This window comes from Hymenobacter sublimis (genome assembly GCF_023101345.1).
Taxonomy (GTDB): Bacteria; Bacteroidota; Bacteroidia; order Cytophagales; family Hymenobacteraceae; genus Hymenobacter; species Hymenobacter sublimis.
In genome coordinates, this window is record NZ_CP095848.1 from 201,788 (window position 1) to 218,902 (window position 17,115).

Sequence of the window (17,115 nt, forward strand, 5' to 3'; positions counted from 1 at the left end):
TGGCGAGGGACGGGGCAATCCGGCGCGAAAAGTGCTGGGTTTTGTCGAAATTGTAGGCGATTAATCAGGCTTTGACGAATTTGATATGAAGCGTACTCTAGTTGGATGGGTTTGCGCGCTGCTGTTGGGAATACATGCTCCGGCCTGGGCGCAGCAGAAACCGCAACCCGCCAAACAACCGGCCGGTACTCCGGCAGCCGCGCCAGCCCTGCCCAAGTTCACGGGCAAGCTCAGCTCCGAGCCGGAGCAGTTCATGGTGGACGTGCAGTCGATGATGGCAACCACCAACAACGCCACGGCCAAAGCTGCTGGCGCGCGCATGCAGCAGCTTTGGGCTAGCAACAAGCTCACGGCTACCCAGCAGCGCTACATCGTGTCTTTGAGCCAGTACATGCTGGCCCGCAAGTTTCGGCCCAAACCCCACTTTGAGCACTTCTACACGGCCATTGCGGCCGGGGCGCTGGTCCAGAACTTTTCGGATCAGCAGATGACTGAGTTTCTGAGCGTGGCGGGCAAAGCCCTGGAAAAGGAGCAGCCCACCGATGCGGAGAAGTTCATGGCCAGCGCCGCGCAATTCCTGGATACCCGTTCTCTGTACCGCTCGCGCTACAGCACGTTGCGCGTAGTGGGTGGCACGTTCAGCTTTGCTTACAACGAAGCCGACATGCCCTCTATGGCGCCGCCCGCGCCCCCGGTAGCGCCCACGCCGGCCCCAGCTACCGTTTCCACCAAGAAGCTGGATACCAAAAAGAAAAACAACGGCTGGGGCGACGAAGACCCCTGGAACACGGATAGCGGCACGGCCGCCAAATCTGCCGATGGCAGCGGCTGGACCGACCAAACGCCTTCTTACAGCTCCTACGTAGCGCCTTCTACCCGCGGCCCAGTGCTGCTCATCAAGGATGCCGACCTGTTTCTGGCCTCCTCCGGCGACTCCGTGCTGATTCGCAAAACCAGTGGCGCGGTAGTGCCTACCCGCAACCGGTTTGTGGGCTACGGCGGGCAATATGCGTGGCAAGTAAACGCCAACCCCGTAACGGCCGACCTGACCACGTACGACTTCGATATTACCCGGCCGGAGTTTACGGCCCAACCCGTTACCCTCACCTACCCGGCCGTGCTGGAGCAGCCCGTGCAGGGCTGGCTGGCCTACCGCAGCGTGAAGCGCAAAACGCCCACTACCGATACGGGCTACCCCCGCTTTGTGTCTAATACCAACGATGCGCGGGTAAAAAACATCGGGCAGAACATTCGCTACTTCGGCGGCTTTTCGCTGTCGGGTAGCCGGGCGCTGTCGGCTTCGCTGGATGGGGCCCTGTCGCGCATTATCGTGGACGTAGATGGCAAACCAAAGTTCCGGGCTTCCTCGCGAGCCTACGAGTTGGGCGACTCCGTGATTACGGCCTCGCACGCGGCCGTGACCATTTTCCAGGACAAGCAGGACTCACTGACTCACCCTGGCGTGAAACTGAAGTACAACAAGCCCAAGCAAGTGCTGCAGCTGGCCCGGGAAAGCGGCCTCTACAAAACCACGCCCTACTACGACTCCTACCACCAGATGGAAGTAACGGCCGAGCTGCTAACCTGGCCCGTGCGCACTCCTTTCATCGACTTTTCCATTCTGACGGCTAAAAACCAGGTAACGGCCAACTTCGAGTCCAAGGAGTTCTACACCAACACCCGCTACCAGCAGATCAAGGCCATCAACAAGCTGCACCCGCTCCAGATGGTGGTGGGCTACAGCATGGAAAACGGCAACAAAAGGCTGTTCACGATTCAGGACGTAGCCACTTTCCGCAAGCTGAAGCCCGACAATGTGCGCACCGCCGTGGCCGGCCTAGCCCGTGATGGATACGTGGCCTGGTACCCCCAGACTGACCAAGTAGTGCTGCTGCCCAAGGCCATGCACTACGTAAACTCCTCGCGGGGCAAAAAAGACTACGACCACATTGCCATCAAGAGCCTCTCGCCCTCGGGCAAAAACGCTACCCTCGACCTGAACACCAACGACCTGATTGTGCGGGGCGTGGACCGTTTCAACTTCTCCGACGACTCCGTGACGGTGTTCGTGAAGCCCGACTCCAGCGTCATCCGGATTCAGAAAAACCGCGGCGTGCTGTTCAACGGTACCGTGGTGGCCTCGGCCTTCGTGTTTAAGGGCAAGGAGTTTAAGTTTGACTACGACGGGTTCTACATCGACTTGGTTAAGATTGACTCCATCATTGTGAAGGGCAAGGGCTCGAAAGGCTCCGTCATGAAGGCCCGCAAGGACGTCGACTGGACCCTGACCAACAAGAAAAAGAACTCGGCCGGCCGCCTCTACATCAACGCGCCCAACAACAAGTCGGGTCGCAAGAAGCTGGGTGCCTACCCCACCTTCGACGCCAGCACCGGAGCCTACGTGTACTTCGACAAGCCCGAGGTACTCGGCGGCGCTTACGATACAACCTTGTACTTCGATATTCCGCCCTTTAAACTCGACTCCCTGAACAACAAGAACCGGGTAGCCGTGGGCTTTAAAGGCACGTTTGTGTCGGGCGGCATCATGCCCGATTTCCAGACCAAGCTGAGTATGCAGGAAGATGGCTCCCTGGGCTTCGTGTACAACGTGCCCAAGGAAGGATTTCCGCTGTATGGGGGCAAGGGGCGCCTGTACAACAAGGTGCGCATGAACAACCAGGGCCTGCAGGGCGTCGGGAATGTGAAGTACCTCACCGGCGACTTCCAAAGCGACCAGTTTGTGTTCTACCGCGACTCAGTGGTGACCGTGGGCAAGAGCGGGACTATTTTGCCGGGGCCGCTCAGCGGGACGGAGTTTGCCAAGGTGAGCCTTTTGCCCGGCTACCAGATGAAATGGGCCGTGAAGCAGGACTCAATGTACCTGACCTCTCAAGCTCAGGGAGAAGCCTTCAAGCTCTATGATGTTAATAACGGCTTCAAAGGCACGCTTACCTATACCCCCGGCGGCCTCTACGGCGACGGCCGCATGGACGGGCCCCAGTCCTTCATCCGGTCTACGTCTTTTGCCTTCAAGCCTACGCGCTACACGGGTAAAAAGGCCACGCTGAACATCAAGTCGGCGGAGGTGAACAAGCCCGCCCTCACGGCCAACAACGTAAACTTCACCTACGACCTGAAGGCCGGCAACACGGAATTTGCCCGCGAGGAAGGCGACAACAAGTCGAGCATTGACTTGCCGTACTCTCAGTACCGCACCACCCTTTCGGGGGGGAAGTGGGATTTCAAAAAGAAGCTGGTGCAGCTGCGGGTAGCGCCCGGCGCTGATTCGTCGCGCTCCTTCTTCTACAGCACCAAGCCCGAGCAGAAAGGCCTCAAGTTCCAGGCTGCTACCGGTCAGTACGACCTGAGCCGCTACCGGCTGGTAGCCGGCGGCGTGCCCCGCATTTCCTCGGCCGACGCCTGGATTACGCCAGATTCTAGCAAGGTGTACATCCTGCCCAACGCCGAGATGCGCGCCTTCCAGAACGCAGGCATTGTAATGGATACCCTGCGCAAGTATCACCAGTTGTACAAGGGCGAAATCCGGGTGCTTTCGCGCATGGCCTTCTCGGGTAACGCGCTGTATAGCTACAAGAACGCCTCAGCCGATTCCTTCGCCATCAAGTTTGCCAACTTCCACGTCGATTCGATGGCGACTATGACGGCCTCACTGGGCAAGAACGGCGCAGCTAAGGGCGGCATGAAAGGGCTACTGAAACGCGGACCTTCGGAGGAGGACCAGCCGGCTTCGCCGCCCACCATTGCCGTGGCCAGCCTGCAGGCAACCGACAAGTTTCACTTAGCCCCGCGCATTGCCTACCGGGGTGGTGTTACCATGAACTCCCAGAAGAAAGGCTTCACCTTCGACGGCCAGGCCAAGCTTAACTTCGTGAAGTCGACGACGGCCTCCGACTGGTTTGCCGTGCAGGATACCATTGACCCCAAGGGCATCCGTATCAAGCTGAACGGACCCAAGTCGGACGATGGTACGCCCATGCTGTCGGGCCTGTTTATGTCGGAAGGCACGGGCAAAATTTACCCCTTGTTTGTGGCCACCAAGCCCGGCGTGACGGACATGAACCTGTTTGAAGTAGATGGTGACCTGCGCTTCAACCAGAAGAAAGGCCAGTACAGCATCAGCCGCCACGACCCCGCTGACCCCGACGTGTACGAGGGCTCGGTGCTGACCCTAACCGACTCCACGGGCGCGCTCGACTTCCGGGGCAAGCTCAACCTGATCAACTCCAACAAAGACTACACCCTGACGGCCGCCGGCCTAGGTTACGCCAAGCCCGACAGCGCCATTTACGACCTGAACACCTTCCTGACCTTCGACATTAACCTGCCGGAAAAGGCCGTGGAAGCCATGGCTGCCGATTTGGCTACCAACGCCAAGGGCGCGCCGGAGGCGCTGGATGGTTCGCCGGCCCAGCTCTACAAAATGGGCGAGTTCATCGGTAACAAGGCCGTGCAGGACTACAGCACCCGGAAGGGAGGCTACGTGCCGTTGCAGAAGGTATCGGCCAAATTCCTGCACACGGTGGTGCTGAGCCAGGTGAACTTGCGTTGGAACGAGAAATTCAAGTCGTGGTACTCGGTGGGCAAAATTGGCCTGGTGAGTGTAGGCAAGAAGGACATCAACGCCCTGATTGATGGCTACATCGAAATCAAGAAGGAAAGCACCGGCGACGCCGTGGAGCTGTACCTGGAAGCCGAGCCCCAGACCTGGTACTACCTCAAGTACTCTAACAACGTGATGCTGGCCAAGGCCCAGCATGGCTCCTTCGATGAAATCATTGGTCTGAAAGCGAAAGGTGACTACAACACGGCCACCGAGTACGGCTTCTTCCTCGGCGACGACATGGAGGTGCAAACATTCCTCAACCACTTCCGCAAGGACTACCTGAAGGAAACCGGCAAGCGCAAAGTCAACACGACCCAGCCCCAGAGCACCGGCAACTTCGACTTCATGGAGGATGGTGGTAAGAAGAAAAAGAAGAAAAAGGATGCGGTAGACGAAGCCCTGGAGGCTGACCCCAACGCCGCCCCGCCCGCCGAGGAAGAGCCCGCCAAAAAGAAGAAAAAGAAAGACGAGCCTGTAGAAGCCGCTCCTACTTCCACCCCCGCCGCTCCGGTAGAAGACACGGGCAAGAAAAAGAAGAAAAAGGATGAGGCCGTAGAAGCCGCTCCGCCCACCGACGCCCCCACCGAGGAGCCGAAAAAGGAATCCAAGAAGAAAAAGAAGAAAGACGCCAACGACCCCTTCGGCGACGAGTAACCTGAAAAGCCCCGGCAGATTTTCTGCCGGGGCTTTTTTGTCATTCCGACCGTAGGGAGGAATCTGGGTTTGCCATGTAGCCATGGACCCAGATTCCTCCCTACGGTCGGAATGACAATGATATCTTTGTCGGTATCGACGAAACGCTACCCATCCTTTCCATGAATCTCCCCTTAGTGCTTGGCCTGTTGGTGGCCGCTTACCTTATTGGCTCTATCCCAACGGCGTTGTGGGTCGGCCGCGCGTTTTTTGGGCTGGATATTCGGGAGCATGGTTCTGGCAACGCTGGGGCTACCAATACTTTCCGGGTGCTAGGCAAGAAGCCCGGCTCCTTCGTGATGGCCGTAGATGTGCTCAAAGGCTGGCTGGCTACCTCCCTGGCCCAGGTAATGCTCAACCAGGGCGCCATTCTGCCCGACCAGCTTCTGTATTACCAACTGGCCTGTGGAGTGCTGGCCGTGGTCGGCCATATCTATCCTATTTGGGCGGGTTTCCGGGGCGGTAAGGGCGTAGCCACCGTGCTGGGCATGATGCTGGCCATTGCCCCCGCTACGGTAGGGGTGTGCATCCTGGTGTTCATCACGGTGCTGCTGATTTCGCGCTACGTGTCGATGTCTTCCATGACGGCCGGAATCGTGTTTGCCCTGCTCCAGCTGCTACCCCAGTTCCGCCCCGATAACTCCTTGCTGCTCTGGTTTGGCTTTGTGCTGGCCGCCCTGCTCGTGTACACCCACCGCGCCAACATCGGCCGTCTGCGCGCCGGCACTGAGAGCCGCGTGCCCATGCCGTGGGATAAAAAATAGACCAAAGTAATTATGAGCTATGTCTGCGCCTGTTGCGGTGAAACGCACGAGTACTTACCGGATATCGGTTTTGCCAAGCCGGAAAATTACTTTGATGTACCTCCAGAGCAAAGAGATACTAGAGTTCAAGTAACTGCTGATACCTGCATTATTGACAATCAGTACTTCTACATACGTGGTGTTATTAAAATACCGCTTCATGACAGCGAATCTTATTTTGGGATAGGTGCATGGATTAGCCAGAAGGAGGAGAATTTCTGGACTTACCAACAGCATCCCAATACCGATGAAATCGGCCCTTATTTTGGGTGGCTGTGTTCTGATATTCCCGAATTTGGGGAAACACTGTCTTTGAAAACACAAGCGCGATTCCAGTGCGGCAATCTGCGTCCTTGGATAGAGCTCGAACCCACGAACCATCCCTTATCAGTTGCGCAGCATGAAGGTATCAGTGCTGATAAAGCTTGGGAAATCGTGCATGAATATCTGCCCAAGTAGTAACTAAGCCCTACCATTTCGTTGGCTACTTTTACCCCAGCATTTCCACCCCAACCCCACCGCCGCATGGCTTCCTACCTCGAGCAGAACCAAGAGCGTTTCCTGAATGAGCTGATTGACTGGCTCCGCATTCCTTCCGTATCAGCTGACCCCAAGTTTCACGGCGACGTGCTGCGCGCCGCCGAGTACCTGAAAGCCCGCTTCGAGGAAGTCGGATTGGAGAACGTGGAGCTGTGCCCCACGGCTGGTAACCCTATTGTCTACGGCGAGAAAATCATCGACCCGACGCTGCCTACCGTGCTCGTGTACGGCCACTACGATGTACAGCCCGCCGACCCGTATGAGCTGTGGACTTCCGGGCCGTTTGAGCCCGTTATCAAAGACGGTAAGATTTACGCCCGCGGTGCCTGCGACGACAAAGGCCAGGTGTACATGCACGTGAAAGCCCTGGAACTGATGAACCAGGAGGGCGGCGTACCCTGCAACGTGAAGGTGATGATTGAGGGCGAAGAGGAAATTGGGTCCAACAACTTGGGCATCTTCGTGCGCAACAACAAGGAGAAGCTCAAGGCCGATGTCATCCTGATTTCTGATACCGGCATGCTCAGCAACGAGCAGCCCAGCATTGAGGTAGGCCTGCGCGGCCTGAGTTACCACGAAGTGGAAGTAACCGGCCCCAACCGCGACCTGCACTCCGGCCTCTACGGTGGCGCGGTGGCCAACCCCATCAACGTGCTCTGCAAGATGATTGCCTCCCTGCACGATGAAAATAACCACATTACTATCCCAGCTTTCTACGACAACGTAGCCGTACTCAGCGAGCAGGAGCGCGCCGAACTAAACCGGGTGCCGCACTCTGATGACGAGTTCAAGCAAAGCATCGGCCTGCCCGCCACCTATGGCGAAGCCGGTTATACCACCGTGGAGCGCATTGGCATCCGGCCGACGCTAGACGTGAACGGCATTTGGGGCGGCTACACCGGCGAGGGCGCCAAAACGGTTATTGCCTCCAAGGCCTACGCTAAAATCTCCATGCGCCTGGTGCCAAACCAGACCTCCGACGAAATCACGCAGATCTTCCAGCAGCACTTCGAAAGCATTGCGCCGGCCGGCGTAACGGTAGTAGTAAAGCCCCACCACGGCGGCGAGCCGGTAGTAACGCCCACCGACTCAGTAGCCTACAAAGCCGCCGCCGATGCCATGGAAACTACCTTCGGCAAGCGCCCCATTCCTACCCGCGGTGGCGGCTCTATCCCCATTGTGGCCATGTTCAAATCGGAACTAGGGCTAGATACGGTGCTACTCGGTTTCGGCCTCGACTCCGACGCCATCCACTCGCCCAATGAACATTACGGCGTGTTTAACTTCCTGAAGGGCATCGAAACCATTCCGCATTTCTACCGCAACTACGCCGCAGCTACCAAGTAAGCGGCGCGGAAAACATGTGAATACAAAACGGCTCGTTTCCAGTACGGAAACGAGCCGTTTTCATTGAAGCTAGCTGCCGTCTGAGGCTAACGGCCAAACATATAGCCTAGTTGAAACTGAAATATAGAGTTGAAATGCTGCGCTTGGGTGCCCTGTATTTTCTCATACACAGAGCTAAAGTCCCGATTATAGCGGATGCCAACGCTCGGTCCGCTGCTGAACTGGTAGCCTACCCCGGCCACGGCACCAAGGCTTACTTTGTTATACGCGTCTTTGTTCCGACCGACAACTGAGGAAGATCCGTCGCTCAACTCACTTCTGACAGCTAGTAAAAACCCTATCTGCGGGCCCAATTCGAAGAAAGGGCCTTTGGCATCAAGGCGAAGGAGCACCGGAATATCGAGGGAGTGCAGGGTTAAGTCGGACTTGTTCTTTCCGTCTTGCGAGCGAGTGCCTTTTACGGAGTATAACAACTCCGGCTGAAGGGCCACTTGATTTTCCGCATCAAGTCCAAATCGGAAAGCCACGCCGGCATTGAGCCCTACTTTGCTTTCATTGGCGTCGCTAGCATCGTCGCCGACAACGGTAGCCAGATTAGCGCCGGCCTTAACGCCTACCTGCACAGACTGCGCTTGCACTAAGCCACCAACACCGGCAACCAGGGCCAGGGAAAAGAAAATCTTTTTCATAGGAAAGAGATAAGGAGGCATAAAAGTAGCCCAAAACAATCGAGGAGGTCCGATGCTGCCCACTAAACTCGCTACCTCACCCGCGAGAGAAGTACTTACTTTGGTTTGGCTTCATTGGGCGGAGAAACCACGTCGGTAGTAGCTTGCCTACGCTTTTTTCCTATGCCTCGAACGAGCTTTCCCGGAGCTGTGTAGAACAGAAATTTGCTGCCTTTAAACAGAAGGACAGGAGTAGTAACAAAGGCCAGCTTGGCGCTACCCACAGCAAGGTGGGCAGCCTCTTTAGGCTCGAACAAATACCCCAAATAAAACTCTATAGCGCTATTGCGCAACTGTACTTGGCTGCTGCCTGCTAAGTCCACCCGTCGGTACACATTATTTAGTCCGCCGTTATAGCGCCAGCCCAGCATCAAGCCGGTGCTATCCTGGTAGCCGATACCCACTATAAACCCCAATTCGCGAGAGCGAAAGACGGTGCCACTGCTGTTTGTAGACTGTGCTATAGTAGGGGTAGCAGCGTACAGTTGGCTAAAAGAAGGCCCAGCCTCGAAGAAAATATCACCGTAGTGGTACTGAGCCAGTACGGGAAGCGAAAGGTAGTTCAGGCGGTGCATGATGGAGGGGCCATAGCTTGTGCTCTTGTCACCACGTTGTGCGTAGAGCCCCTCGGCCTGCAGGGCCAGTTGCTGCGTAATTTTTATCCGAATCAGGGCCCCACCTTCACCTCCAAACCGAGGGGAACTGTTAGTAGCATTGGCCCCTATGCCATGGGTGATTACCCCGCCGCCTCTGAGGCCTAACTGTATGCGTTGCGCTGTGCCATGATGGTTTACCAATACGAATAGAGTAACAAAAAATCCGTAAAAAAGCCGCATTAAGTCCAGTAAGTAGGGGGCATGGAATGAATAGAGGCACGTAAAGAGGCGGGCGCACCGAAACAAACCTCACGCAAACTGCCCGACCAGCTCACGCAAGTCGGGCAGTAGTTAATCGTAGATCAAGCTTACTTGCTCGGAATTAGATAGCCGAGCGAGAGTTGAAACGCGGAGTGGCGGGCGTTGGCCAGGTCGCCGTTGAAGTAGCTGCCATTGTCGCTTTTTACAAAGTCGCTGAAGGCGCCGGTGTAGCGCAGATTCAGGCTCAGGCCATTGTCGGCTTGGTAGCCCACGCCGGCCACGTAGCCCAGCTCGCTACGCTTGAAACCGCTTACATCCTTCTTGTTTTCCGCTTCGGCTACCGTGGGCGTGCCGTTGGGCTGGCGCGTGCGGGTCACTTTCGTTTCATCGTTGGCGCTGAGCAGGTAGGAGTACTGCGGGCCCGCTTCCAGAACTAGGCCGCCGGCATTCACTTTGAGCAGCACGGGCACGTCGAGGTAGTTATAGTTAACCTTGCCCTCACGCTTCTCCGTGTAGCCTACCCCCAGTATGGTGCTGGTATATTCCGTAGGCTTATTTTCGAAGCCCTTCTGTGAGTACAGGATTTCGGGCTGAATGGAGAAGAAGCCGTCGCCGGTGATATCGGCGTTCAGCATAACGCCGCCCAGAAAGCCAAATTTGTTGTTGTAAGTATTCTCGTTCTGAACGTTGCCGGCCAGGTTGGAGTAGTTGGTGCCGGCGCGCAAGCCCAGACGAACACCTTGCGCGTAAGAGGACGAAACAGCGGCTACACCCAGCAGGGCAGCGGCAAATAAGACGGTCTTTTTCATGGTGCAAATAGGGTTGAGTGACAACTCCACAGGTGAAAGGAAGTGGAACTGTCGGGCTAACGTCGAAAAGTGTGCCAGCGTGTAGATTCCTTCCCGTGAAAGTTCCCTGCTTGGATTTTTTATTTTAAAATGACCTGGTAGTCAGTTGAGTATGCTTCTCGCTCCAATCACTTTCCCACAGTAGTAATTCCTACCGAGCCAGTAGCTCAGCCATAAAAACGCTGGCTAGCTGTACTTCACCTAGGCTGCAGCTAGATTGCGCACCATAAAAAAAGGCTACCCCTTTGCGGAGTAGCCTTTTTTTATGGTGTGAGCCAAGTGCTTACTTGGTCGGAATCAGATAGCCAACTTGCAGCGTGTAGGCATTGTTGAACGCTTTTGGCTCGTTGTCTTGGTCCTTGGTGTCAATCAGGGAGTTAAAGCCACGGGCGTAGCGCAGGCCGATGCTCAGACCACCATCGGTCATGTAGCCCAGGCCGGCTACGCCGCTGATGTCAAATTGCGACAGGTCAGATTTGTAGGCTTCGTCGCGGCTGATGCCGGTGTAGTCCTGGAAGCCACTGTTAGCGTCCACTTTGTCCTTCTGGTTGTTCGAATATTTGGTGGTGGTCTGCTGCTTATTCTTCGATCCGAACAGGTAGCTCACCTGCGGACCCAGCTCAAAGAACAGACCTCCAGCGTTGATTTTTGCTAGCAGTGGCACATCTACGTAATGCAGCACCCGCTTCTGCTCTACTTCAATTTTGGTGATGTTAGAGCCAGCGGCGAAGCCCGAATTCTGCTCCGTCTGAATTTCGTAGCCCTTCCGGTTATAGAGCAATTCTGGCGAGAAAGAGAAGAAACCGTCGCTGCTCAATGGAATCGTCAAGGACACCCCAGCGTTGTAGCCGAGCTTGTAGTCGGCTAGGTCAGTGCTGTAGTTGGGGCCGGTAATCTGCCCAACATTGTCGCCGGAAATGTTGGAGTAAGTGGCACCAGCTTTCACGCCAATGCGGAAGCCACCGGCATCCTGAGCGTGAGCAATTGAACCAGCTGAGGCCAAAGCCAACGTAAGAGCTGCAAATTTTTTCATGGGATAGGGGGATGGGGAAAATGCCTACAAAGACCACTTCACTGACCAGCACAGCCACGTTCCTCGTGGTTTCAAGGCCTCATAGCGCAAAAAAGCCTCAGTTGGTTGCGGATGAGTACAGAATTACTTTAGAATTATCCTAGTGATAATGCAGCTCGTCATGAGGAAGTGCAACACCAGCAACTTGTTACCATACCAATAAACAGCGCCAAGTAGGAATCTGACGCACCGCTTTGGCGCATGGCTTCCAACAGGTTTTGTTACTTTTGGGCAGTTGGCCTTCCGCGTTATGATGATTCGATTTGGGGTGCTATTAGTAGGGGCACTGGCAGGAAGTGGACTAACGAACACCCAGGCGCAAACGACCCCGGAACTCATTACCCAGAGTCGGCCCCCGCTGGTGATAGGAGCCTACGCTCAAGGCAGCTTTATCATGGCCCACACGCCGGCCGTCAAGCACTTAGCTGTGTCGCACCCGACGGGTGTGGAGATGAACTTGCAGCGTCAGACGCATGGTGGGGAACCCTGGCACGCCTGGTACCGCTACCCCAAAGTGGGTGTAGCCCTGGTGTATTACGACTATCGTAACCCCCGGCTGGGCCAGTCCTACGCGGCTAGTGTCTACATTAATAAAGCTTTTTGGCAGACACGGCGCCAGGAGCTAAGCTTCCGCATCGGGACGGGAATAGGCTATTTCTCCAAGCGGTTCGACCAAGCCACGAACCACAAAAACACCATTATTAGCTCCCGGCTCAACGCTACCCTCCAAACCCGCCTCGAGTATGATGTGGCCCTGAGCGAACAGGTGGGCCTATTGTTGGGGGTGGGCCTCAACCATTATTCCAACGGCGCTACCACCAAACCTAATTTTGGCATCAACCTGCCTACCGTGGTGCTGGGCCTTAATTACCATCAGCAACGGCCCCTGCGCCCCTTGGCTACACCCCCGGCGCCAGCGCCCACCAATATTGGTCGCAACTTTCTGAACCTGAGTGCCTCGCTGGGATGGAAGCAGCGCAATGAAGCCGACTCGCAAAACTACCTGGTAAACTCCGTGACCCTGGCAGTGGGTCGGCGCGTGAACCGCAAAAGCAACCTAACAGCGGGCCTCGAAGGATTTTATGACCGGAGCCTGCGGGCGCAGCTGCGGGATACTGCCCGCACCAGCGTGCGGCTACCTGACGTAAAAAAGGCGGGCGTTTACGTCGGGCATGAACTGCTATTTGGCCGGCTGGCATTCGTGTCACACCTGGGCTTTTACGTATATAACCCCTACAAATCCAACAACTTCTACTACGAGCGGCTCGGGCTAAAATACCATTTCACCGAGCGAGTCTTTGGCAACGTAGACCTGAAGGTACACCGCGGTGCGGCCGACGTTATTGAGTGGCGCCTAGGCATAAAACTCTAGAAGACTTGGCTAGTCCCAAAGTCCTAGTGCTACGTTGGCGGCACTAATCGGCAGCGGTTTTCAGCAAGGTAGCCGGGCAAAACTACTGAGCAGAACTAGCGAACAAACGCCGAAACCTAGGCCCTAGTAAGAGCTTGATTGATTTGCTTTACCAGCCCCGGCCCTTCGTAAATAAACCCTGAGTATAGCTGAACCAGGGCTGCGCCGGCTGCCAGCTTTTCCTGTGCATCTTGGGCCGAGTGGATACCGCCTACCCCAATAATGGGCAGCTGCCCGCGGCTTCGGCTGCTCAGGTACTGAATAACCTCCGTAGCGCGCCGCCGCAGGGGGCGTCCGCTGAGGCCACCCGCTCCGGCGGCCGTTACCTGGGCCTCAGGAGTCGTCAGGCCGGTGCGGCTAATGGTGGTGTTGGTAGCTACTAGGCCGCTGAGCTCGGTTTCGCGGGCAATCAGCAAGATGTCGTCGAGCTGAGAATCAGTTAGGTCCGGGGCAATTTTAAGTAACAGGGGGCGGGGCTGGGGTAGGGCCTGGTTGCGCTCCTGTACCTGTTGCAGCAAGGCAATTAGGGGCTCCCGCTCTTGCAATTGGCGCAGGTTGGGAGTGTTAGGCGAGGAAACGTTTACCACAAAATAGTCAACCACCTCGTGCAGGGCCTCCACGCAGGCCACGTAGTCCTGGGCGGCCAACTCGTTGGGTGTGTCTTTGTTTTTACCAATGTTGCCCCCAATAATCAGCCCGGGAGCCCGGCGCCGGCGCAGACGGGCAGCAGCAGCCTCAGCCCCAGAGTTGTTAAAACCCATACGGTTGATTAAGGCCTCATCTTTGGGCAGCCGGAACAGGCGTGGCAGCGGGTTGCCCGGCTGGGGCCGGGGCGTAACCGTCCCAATTTCCACGAACCCGAATCCCAATGCCGCCAATTCATCCGTCAGCTCCGCGTTTTTATCGAAGCCCGCCGCCAAGCCTACTGGATTTCGGAAGGACAGCCCAAACACCTCTCGCTCCAGGCTAGGGTGCTGGTGCTCATAAAGGCCGCGCAGCACTGCCTGGGCCCCCGGCAGGCGGTACACCCGTTTCAAGTTGTTAAAAACCAGATGGTGAGCCTCTTCCGCATCAAGTCGAAAGAAAAGCGGTTTGAGCAGCGCTTTGTACATGATGCCGCAAAGATGGGAAAAGGTGAGTTAGCGACGCAGTGAAATAGTGGTTGAGCGGGTAAGTGAACAAGTTGTATAGGTGAAGTGTCATCCTGCGTCGAGCGAAGGACCTGGTTACGCTGACACGAGTCGCTACAACGAAAGCCATTCATCCAAACTCTCTGCTCTGTTCAGAATAACAACATCTTACGTGTAGCAGCTTATTCATTCACTTACTCGCTTACTGCACCACTATTACCCCGCCCAGCCTTCCCGGTCGAGGCTGCGGTACTGAATGGCTTCGGCTAGGTGTTGAATCTGGATTTCTTCAGTGCCAGCCAAATCAGCAATGGTGCGAGCTACCTTCAGGATTCGGTCGTAGGCCCGGGCCGAGAGGCCGAGGCGCTCCATGGCTGTTTTGAGTAGGGTTAGGCCGGCTTGGTCGATGCGGCAGATGTCTTTAACCATCTGGGAAGGCATCATGGCGTTTGAGTGAATTTCGGGAAACTCCCGGAAGCGCCCAGCCTGCCGCTGCCGGGCCTGCTCTACCCGTTCCTGAATGGCGCGGCTATCCTCCGAACGCCGTGTTTCCGTCATCTGGTCGAAGGTTACGGGCGTGACTTCTACGTGCAGATCAATGCGGTCCAGCAGCGGTCCGCTGACTTTGTTGAGGTAACGCTGCACTACGCCGGGGCCGCACACGCACTCCTTTTCAGGGTGGTTGTAGTAGCCGCAAGGGCAGGGGTTCATGCTGGCGATGAGCATGAAGTTGGCCGGGAAATCAATGCTGATTTTAGCCCTGGAAATAGTCACGCGGCGCTCCTCTAGGGGCTGACGCATCACTTCCAGCACCGTGCGCTTAAACTCCGGCAGCTCATCCAAAAATAGTACCCCGTTGTGGGCCAGTGAAATTTCTCCGGGCTGTGGGTTGCCCCCGCCGCCTACCAAGGCCACGTCGGAGATGGTGTGGTGAGGCGCACGGAACGGCCGGGTGTTGAGCAAAGATGCATCGGCCCCCAGCTTACCCGCCACCGAATGAATTTTCGTGGTTTCCAGCGCCTCCTGCATGTTCAGAATAGGCAAAATGCTAGGCAGGCGCTTGGCCAGCATCGTCTTACCCGCGCCGGGCGGACCAATCATAATGACGTTGTGGCCCCCAGCCGCCGCAATTTCCAGGGCACGCTTGATATTTTCTTGGCCCTGCACATCGGCAAAATCGGCGGTGTACTGGTTGGCCATCTGCTGAAATACGTCCCGGGTGTCAATCACAACGGGCGTAATAGGTTGGCGACCTTCCAGAAAGTCAACGGCTTCCTGCATAGTGTCTACCGGAATGATGTCCAGGTTGTTGACAATAGCTGCCTCCTGGGCGTTGCCGCGGGGCAGGATAAAGCCCTTAAAGCCTTCCTTGCGGGCCTGAATGGCAATAGGCAACACACCCCGCACCGGCCGCAGCTCCCCATCCAGGGCCAACTCACCCATAATGATGTACTCGCTTAACCGTTCGGTGGTCAGTTGCTGGGAGGCATGCAGAATGCCCAGAGCAATGGGCAAGTCGTAGGAGGAACCTTCCTTGCGAATATCGGCGGGGGCCATATTTACGACCACCTTCGTGCGCGGCATCCGGTAGCCTCGGAACTTCAGGGCTGCTTCTACCCGCTGCTGACTTTCCTTGATGGCGTTATCAGGTAGGCCTACCACGAAAAAGCCCGTGCCTTGTGATACAACTACTTCAATAGTAATAGTATATGCATTAACCCCTTGCACGGCCGAGCCGAAGGTTTTGGTGAGCATAACCTAGGAAATACATTAGTAAGAGAATGGAAATAACGAAGGTAGAATAAATGTAGCAGGCGCATAACAGAGTCGCGTTCTTTAGCTGCTCGCACTCAGCAACTGAGCTGAGAAATAAAGCGGTAAGAAATTGATATAGGAAGCAAAAGGCCGAATCCATGTAGAGTGACGCGTAGTACTACGCGTCACTCTACATGGATTCGGCCTTTTGCTACTTCAGCTGTACAAGGAGGCAGTAGTGGCTTGTGGCAAGACTCACTACGTGCTACTTCACCAGCTGCTCAATGAGCATAATCAGGATGTGAATAGCCTTGATGTGAATTTCCTGGATCCGGTCGGCGTAGCCGCTGTGCGGGGCCCGAATTTCTACGTCGCTGATGGCAGCTAACTGGCCGCCATCCTTGCCCGTCAGGCTGACTACCTGCATGCCAGCCGCGCGGGCAGCCTGGGCAGCTAGCAATACGTTGGGGGAGTTGCCGCTGGTGCTAATAGCCAGCAGCACGTCGCCGGGGCGGCCCAGCGCCTCCACGAAGCGGCTGAACACATGGTCGTAGCCGAAATCGTTGGCTACGCAACTCATGTGCGAAGCCTCGGTGAGGGCAATGGCAGCCAGGGCGCGGCGGTTTTGGCGGTAGCGGCCCGTTAGCTCCTCGGCAAAATGCTGGGCGTCGCAGAGGGAACCACCGTTGCCGCAGGTCAGGATTTTACCGCCCTGATTTAAAGAGCCAGCCATTAGGCGGGCCGCTTGTTCTATGGCTCCGAGGTTGGCAGAATCTTGCAGAAAACGTTCGAGAACCGATTGGGCCTCCGTTAGCTCGGCCCGAATAAGATCAGAAAGGGAAGACACGATACGCGGTAAAGGTTAAGCCAGGGGCTGGTTGGCAGCATCCGAAGGAGGCACACCCGACGATGCCGGCGCTATGTAGCCATCGGGTAGGGTAGTGGTGCCGGTGCGCGGGGCACCCAGCGGGCGGTCGGCAGAGGTGCGCTGCTCCATCTGGTGGTCGTAGAGCCGGGCTTTCAACTCGTTGATCTTGGCTTCGCGAACGGCTACTTCCCGGCGCAGCAGGGTGCTGTCGAGGTTTTCGGTAATCAACTGCAGGCCCAGTAACACTACTGCAGCAATAAGCAGGGCAAAATACAGAGCCTCCGCAGTGCCGGCCATACCTACGAAGCTGGCGCGCACGGAAGGCAGCAGCAGCACTAGCAGCGCCAGCAGCAGGAACACCATGACCAGAATCGTAACCAGACGTTTGAGAGCAAGCATGAGTTGTAGCAGGTTGTGGTGGAGTACAGAACTAGCCCTC

General features: G+C 56.3%; 13 protein-coding genes. 5 read left to right on the forward strand and 8 right to left on the reverse strand.

Going from position 1 to position 17,115, the window contains the following annotated elements; translation table 11 throughout:
- Positions 1-85: 85 nt before the first annotated feature.
- From MWH26_RS00900 to MWH26_RS00915, 4 genes are all read left to right on the forward strand, one after another.
- On the forward strand, positions 86-5,278 hold the full coding sequence (locus MWH26_RS00900) for a hypothetical protein (protein ID WP_247975674.1): 5,193 nt from the start codon (positions 86-88) through the stop codon (positions 5,276-5,278).
- A 161-nt stretch (positions 5,279-5,439) separates the two neighbouring features.
- Entirely contained in the window at positions 5,440-6,081 is a 642-nt protein-coding gene (plsY, locus tag MWH26_RS00905) for a glycerol-3-phosphate 1-O-acyltransferase PlsY (protein ID WP_247975675.1), read from the forward strand.
- A gap of 12 nt (positions 6,082-6,093) precedes the next feature.
- Positions 6,094-6,579 carry a DUF2199 domain-containing protein gene (locus MWH26_RS00910; protein WP_247975676.1) on the forward strand — a complete coding sequence of 162 codons (486 nt, stop codon included), beginning with the start codon at positions 6,094-6,096 and terminating at the stop codon, positions 6,577-6,579.
- Positions 6,580-6,645: 66 nt separating this feature from the next.
- Positions 6,646-8,007 (forward strand): dipeptidase, encoded by a 1,362-nt coding sequence (locus MWH26_RS00915; RefSeq protein WP_247975677.1) that lies wholly within the window; start codon positions 6,646-6,648, stop codon positions 8,005-8,007.
- 86 nt (positions 8,008-8,093) lie between these two features.
- On the opposite strand, the gene MWH26_RS00920 is transcribed toward MWH26_RS00915, so the two are convergent.
- From MWH26_RS00920 to MWH26_RS00935, 4 genes are all read right to left on the reverse strand, one after another.
- On the reverse strand, positions 8,094-8,696 hold the full coding sequence (locus tag MWH26_RS00920; protein ID WP_247975678.1) for a porin family protein: 603 nt from the start codon (positions 8,694-8,696) through the stop codon (positions 8,094-8,096).
- A gap of 95 nt (positions 8,697-8,791) precedes the next feature.
- The gene (locus MWH26_RS00925) at positions 8,792-9,571 is read right to left on the reverse strand and encodes a porin family protein (RefSeq protein ID WP_247975679.1); all 780 of its coding nucleotides are present in this window, start codon (positions 9,569-9,571) and stop codon (positions 8,792-8,794) included.
- Positions 9,572-9,699: 128 nt separating this feature from the next.
- Positions 9,700-10,401: a porin family protein gene (locus tag MWH26_RS00930; protein WP_247975680.1), complete on the reverse strand. Its 702-nt coding sequence runs from the start codon at positions 10,399-10,401 to the stop codon at positions 9,700-9,702.
- Between the two features lie 322 nt (positions 10,402-10,723).
- Entirely contained in the window at positions 10,724-11,473 is a 750-nt protein-coding gene (locus MWH26_RS00935) for a porin family protein (RefSeq protein WP_244694696.1), read from the reverse strand.
- Between the two features lie 289 nt (positions 11,474-11,762).
- On the opposite strand from MWH26_RS00935, the gene MWH26_RS00940 reads away from it, so the two are divergent.
- Positions 11,763-12,884: an acyloxyacyl hydrolase gene (locus tag MWH26_RS00940; RefSeq protein ID WP_247975681.1), complete on the forward strand. Its 1,122-nt coding sequence runs from the start codon at positions 11,763-11,765 to the stop codon at positions 12,882-12,884.
- A gap of 116 nt (positions 12,885-13,000) precedes the next feature.
- On the opposite strand, the gene MWH26_RS00945 is transcribed toward MWH26_RS00940, so the two are convergent.
- From MWH26_RS00945 to MWH26_RS00960, 4 genes are all read right to left on the reverse strand, one after another.
- Entirely contained in the window at positions 13,001-14,035 is a 1,035-nt protein-coding gene (locus MWH26_RS00945; protein ID WP_247975682.1) for a quinone-dependent dihydroorotate dehydrogenase, read from the reverse strand.
- Positions 14,036-14,269: 234 nt separating this feature from the next.
- Complete coding sequence (locus MWH26_RS00950; RefSeq protein ID WP_247975683.1) at positions 14,270-15,808, reverse strand: YifB family Mg chelatase-like AAA ATPase; 1,539 nt, start codon at positions 15,806-15,808, stop codon at positions 14,270-14,272.
- Between the two features lie 265 nt (positions 15,809-16,073).
- The gene (gene lpcA, locus MWH26_RS00955; RefSeq protein ID WP_247975684.1) at positions 16,074-16,655 is read right to left on the reverse strand and encodes a D-sedoheptulose 7-phosphate isomerase; all 582 of its coding nucleotides are present in this window, start codon (positions 16,653-16,655) and stop codon (positions 16,074-16,076) included.
- Between the two features lie 15 nt (positions 16,656-16,670).
- The gene (locus tag MWH26_RS00960) at positions 16,671-17,075 is read right to left on the reverse strand and encodes a hypothetical protein (protein WP_244694700.1); all 405 of its coding nucleotides are present in this window, start codon (positions 17,073-17,075) and stop codon (positions 16,671-16,673) included.
- Positions 17,076-17,115: the final 40 nt, after the last annotated feature.

Excerpts from the sequence above, each read along its gene's own strand:
- MWH26_RS00930 (WP_247975680.1), bottom strand. The coding sequence starts at position 10,401 with ATGAAAAAGACCGTCTTATTTGCCGCTGCCCTGCTGGGTGTAGCCGCT.
- MWH26_RS00940 (WP_247975681.1), top strand. The coding sequence starts at position 11,763 with ATGATGATTCGATTTGGGGTGCTATTAGTAGGGGCACTGGCAGGAAGT.
- MWH26_RS00960 (WP_244694700.1), bottom strand. The coding sequence starts at position 17,075 with ATGCTTGCTCTCAAACGTCTGGTTACGATTCTGGTCATGGTGTTCCTG.
- MWH26_RS00925 (WP_247975679.1), bottom strand. The coding sequence starts at position 9,571 with ATGCGGCTTTTTTACGGATTTTTTGTTACTCTATTCGTATTGGTAAAC.
- MWH26_RS00915 (WP_247975677.1), top strand. The coding sequence starts at position 6,646 with ATGGCTTCCTACCTCGAGCAGAACCAAGAGCGTTTCCTGAATGAGCTG.
- MWH26_RS00945 (WP_247975682.1), bottom strand. The coding sequence starts at position 14,035 with ATGTACAAAGCGCTGCTCAAACCGCTTTTCTTTCGACTTGATGCGGAA.
- plsY (WP_247975675.1), top strand. The coding sequence starts at position 5,440 with ATGAATCTCCCCTTAGTGCTTGGCCTGTTGGTGGCCGCTTACCTTATT.
- MWH26_RS00950 (WP_247975683.1), bottom strand. The coding sequence starts at position 15,808 with ATGCTCACCAAAACCTTCGGCTCGGCCGTGCAAGGGGTTAATGCATAT.
- MWH26_RS00910 (WP_247975676.1), top strand. The coding sequence starts at position 6,094 with ATGAGCTATGTCTGCGCCTGTTGCGGTGAAACGCACGAGTACTTACCG.
- MWH26_RS00935 (WP_244694696.1), bottom strand. The coding sequence starts at position 11,473 with ATGAAAAAATTTGCAGCTCTTACGTTGGCTTTGGCCTCAGCTGGTTCA.
- MWH26_RS00920 (WP_247975678.1), bottom strand. The coding sequence starts at position 8,696 with ATGAAAAAGATTTTCTTTTCCCTGGCCCTGGTTGCCGGTGTTGGTGGC.
- MWH26_RS00900 (WP_247975674.1), top strand. The coding sequence starts at position 86 with ATGAAGCGTACTCTAGTTGGATGGGTTTGCGCGCTGCTGTTGGGAATA.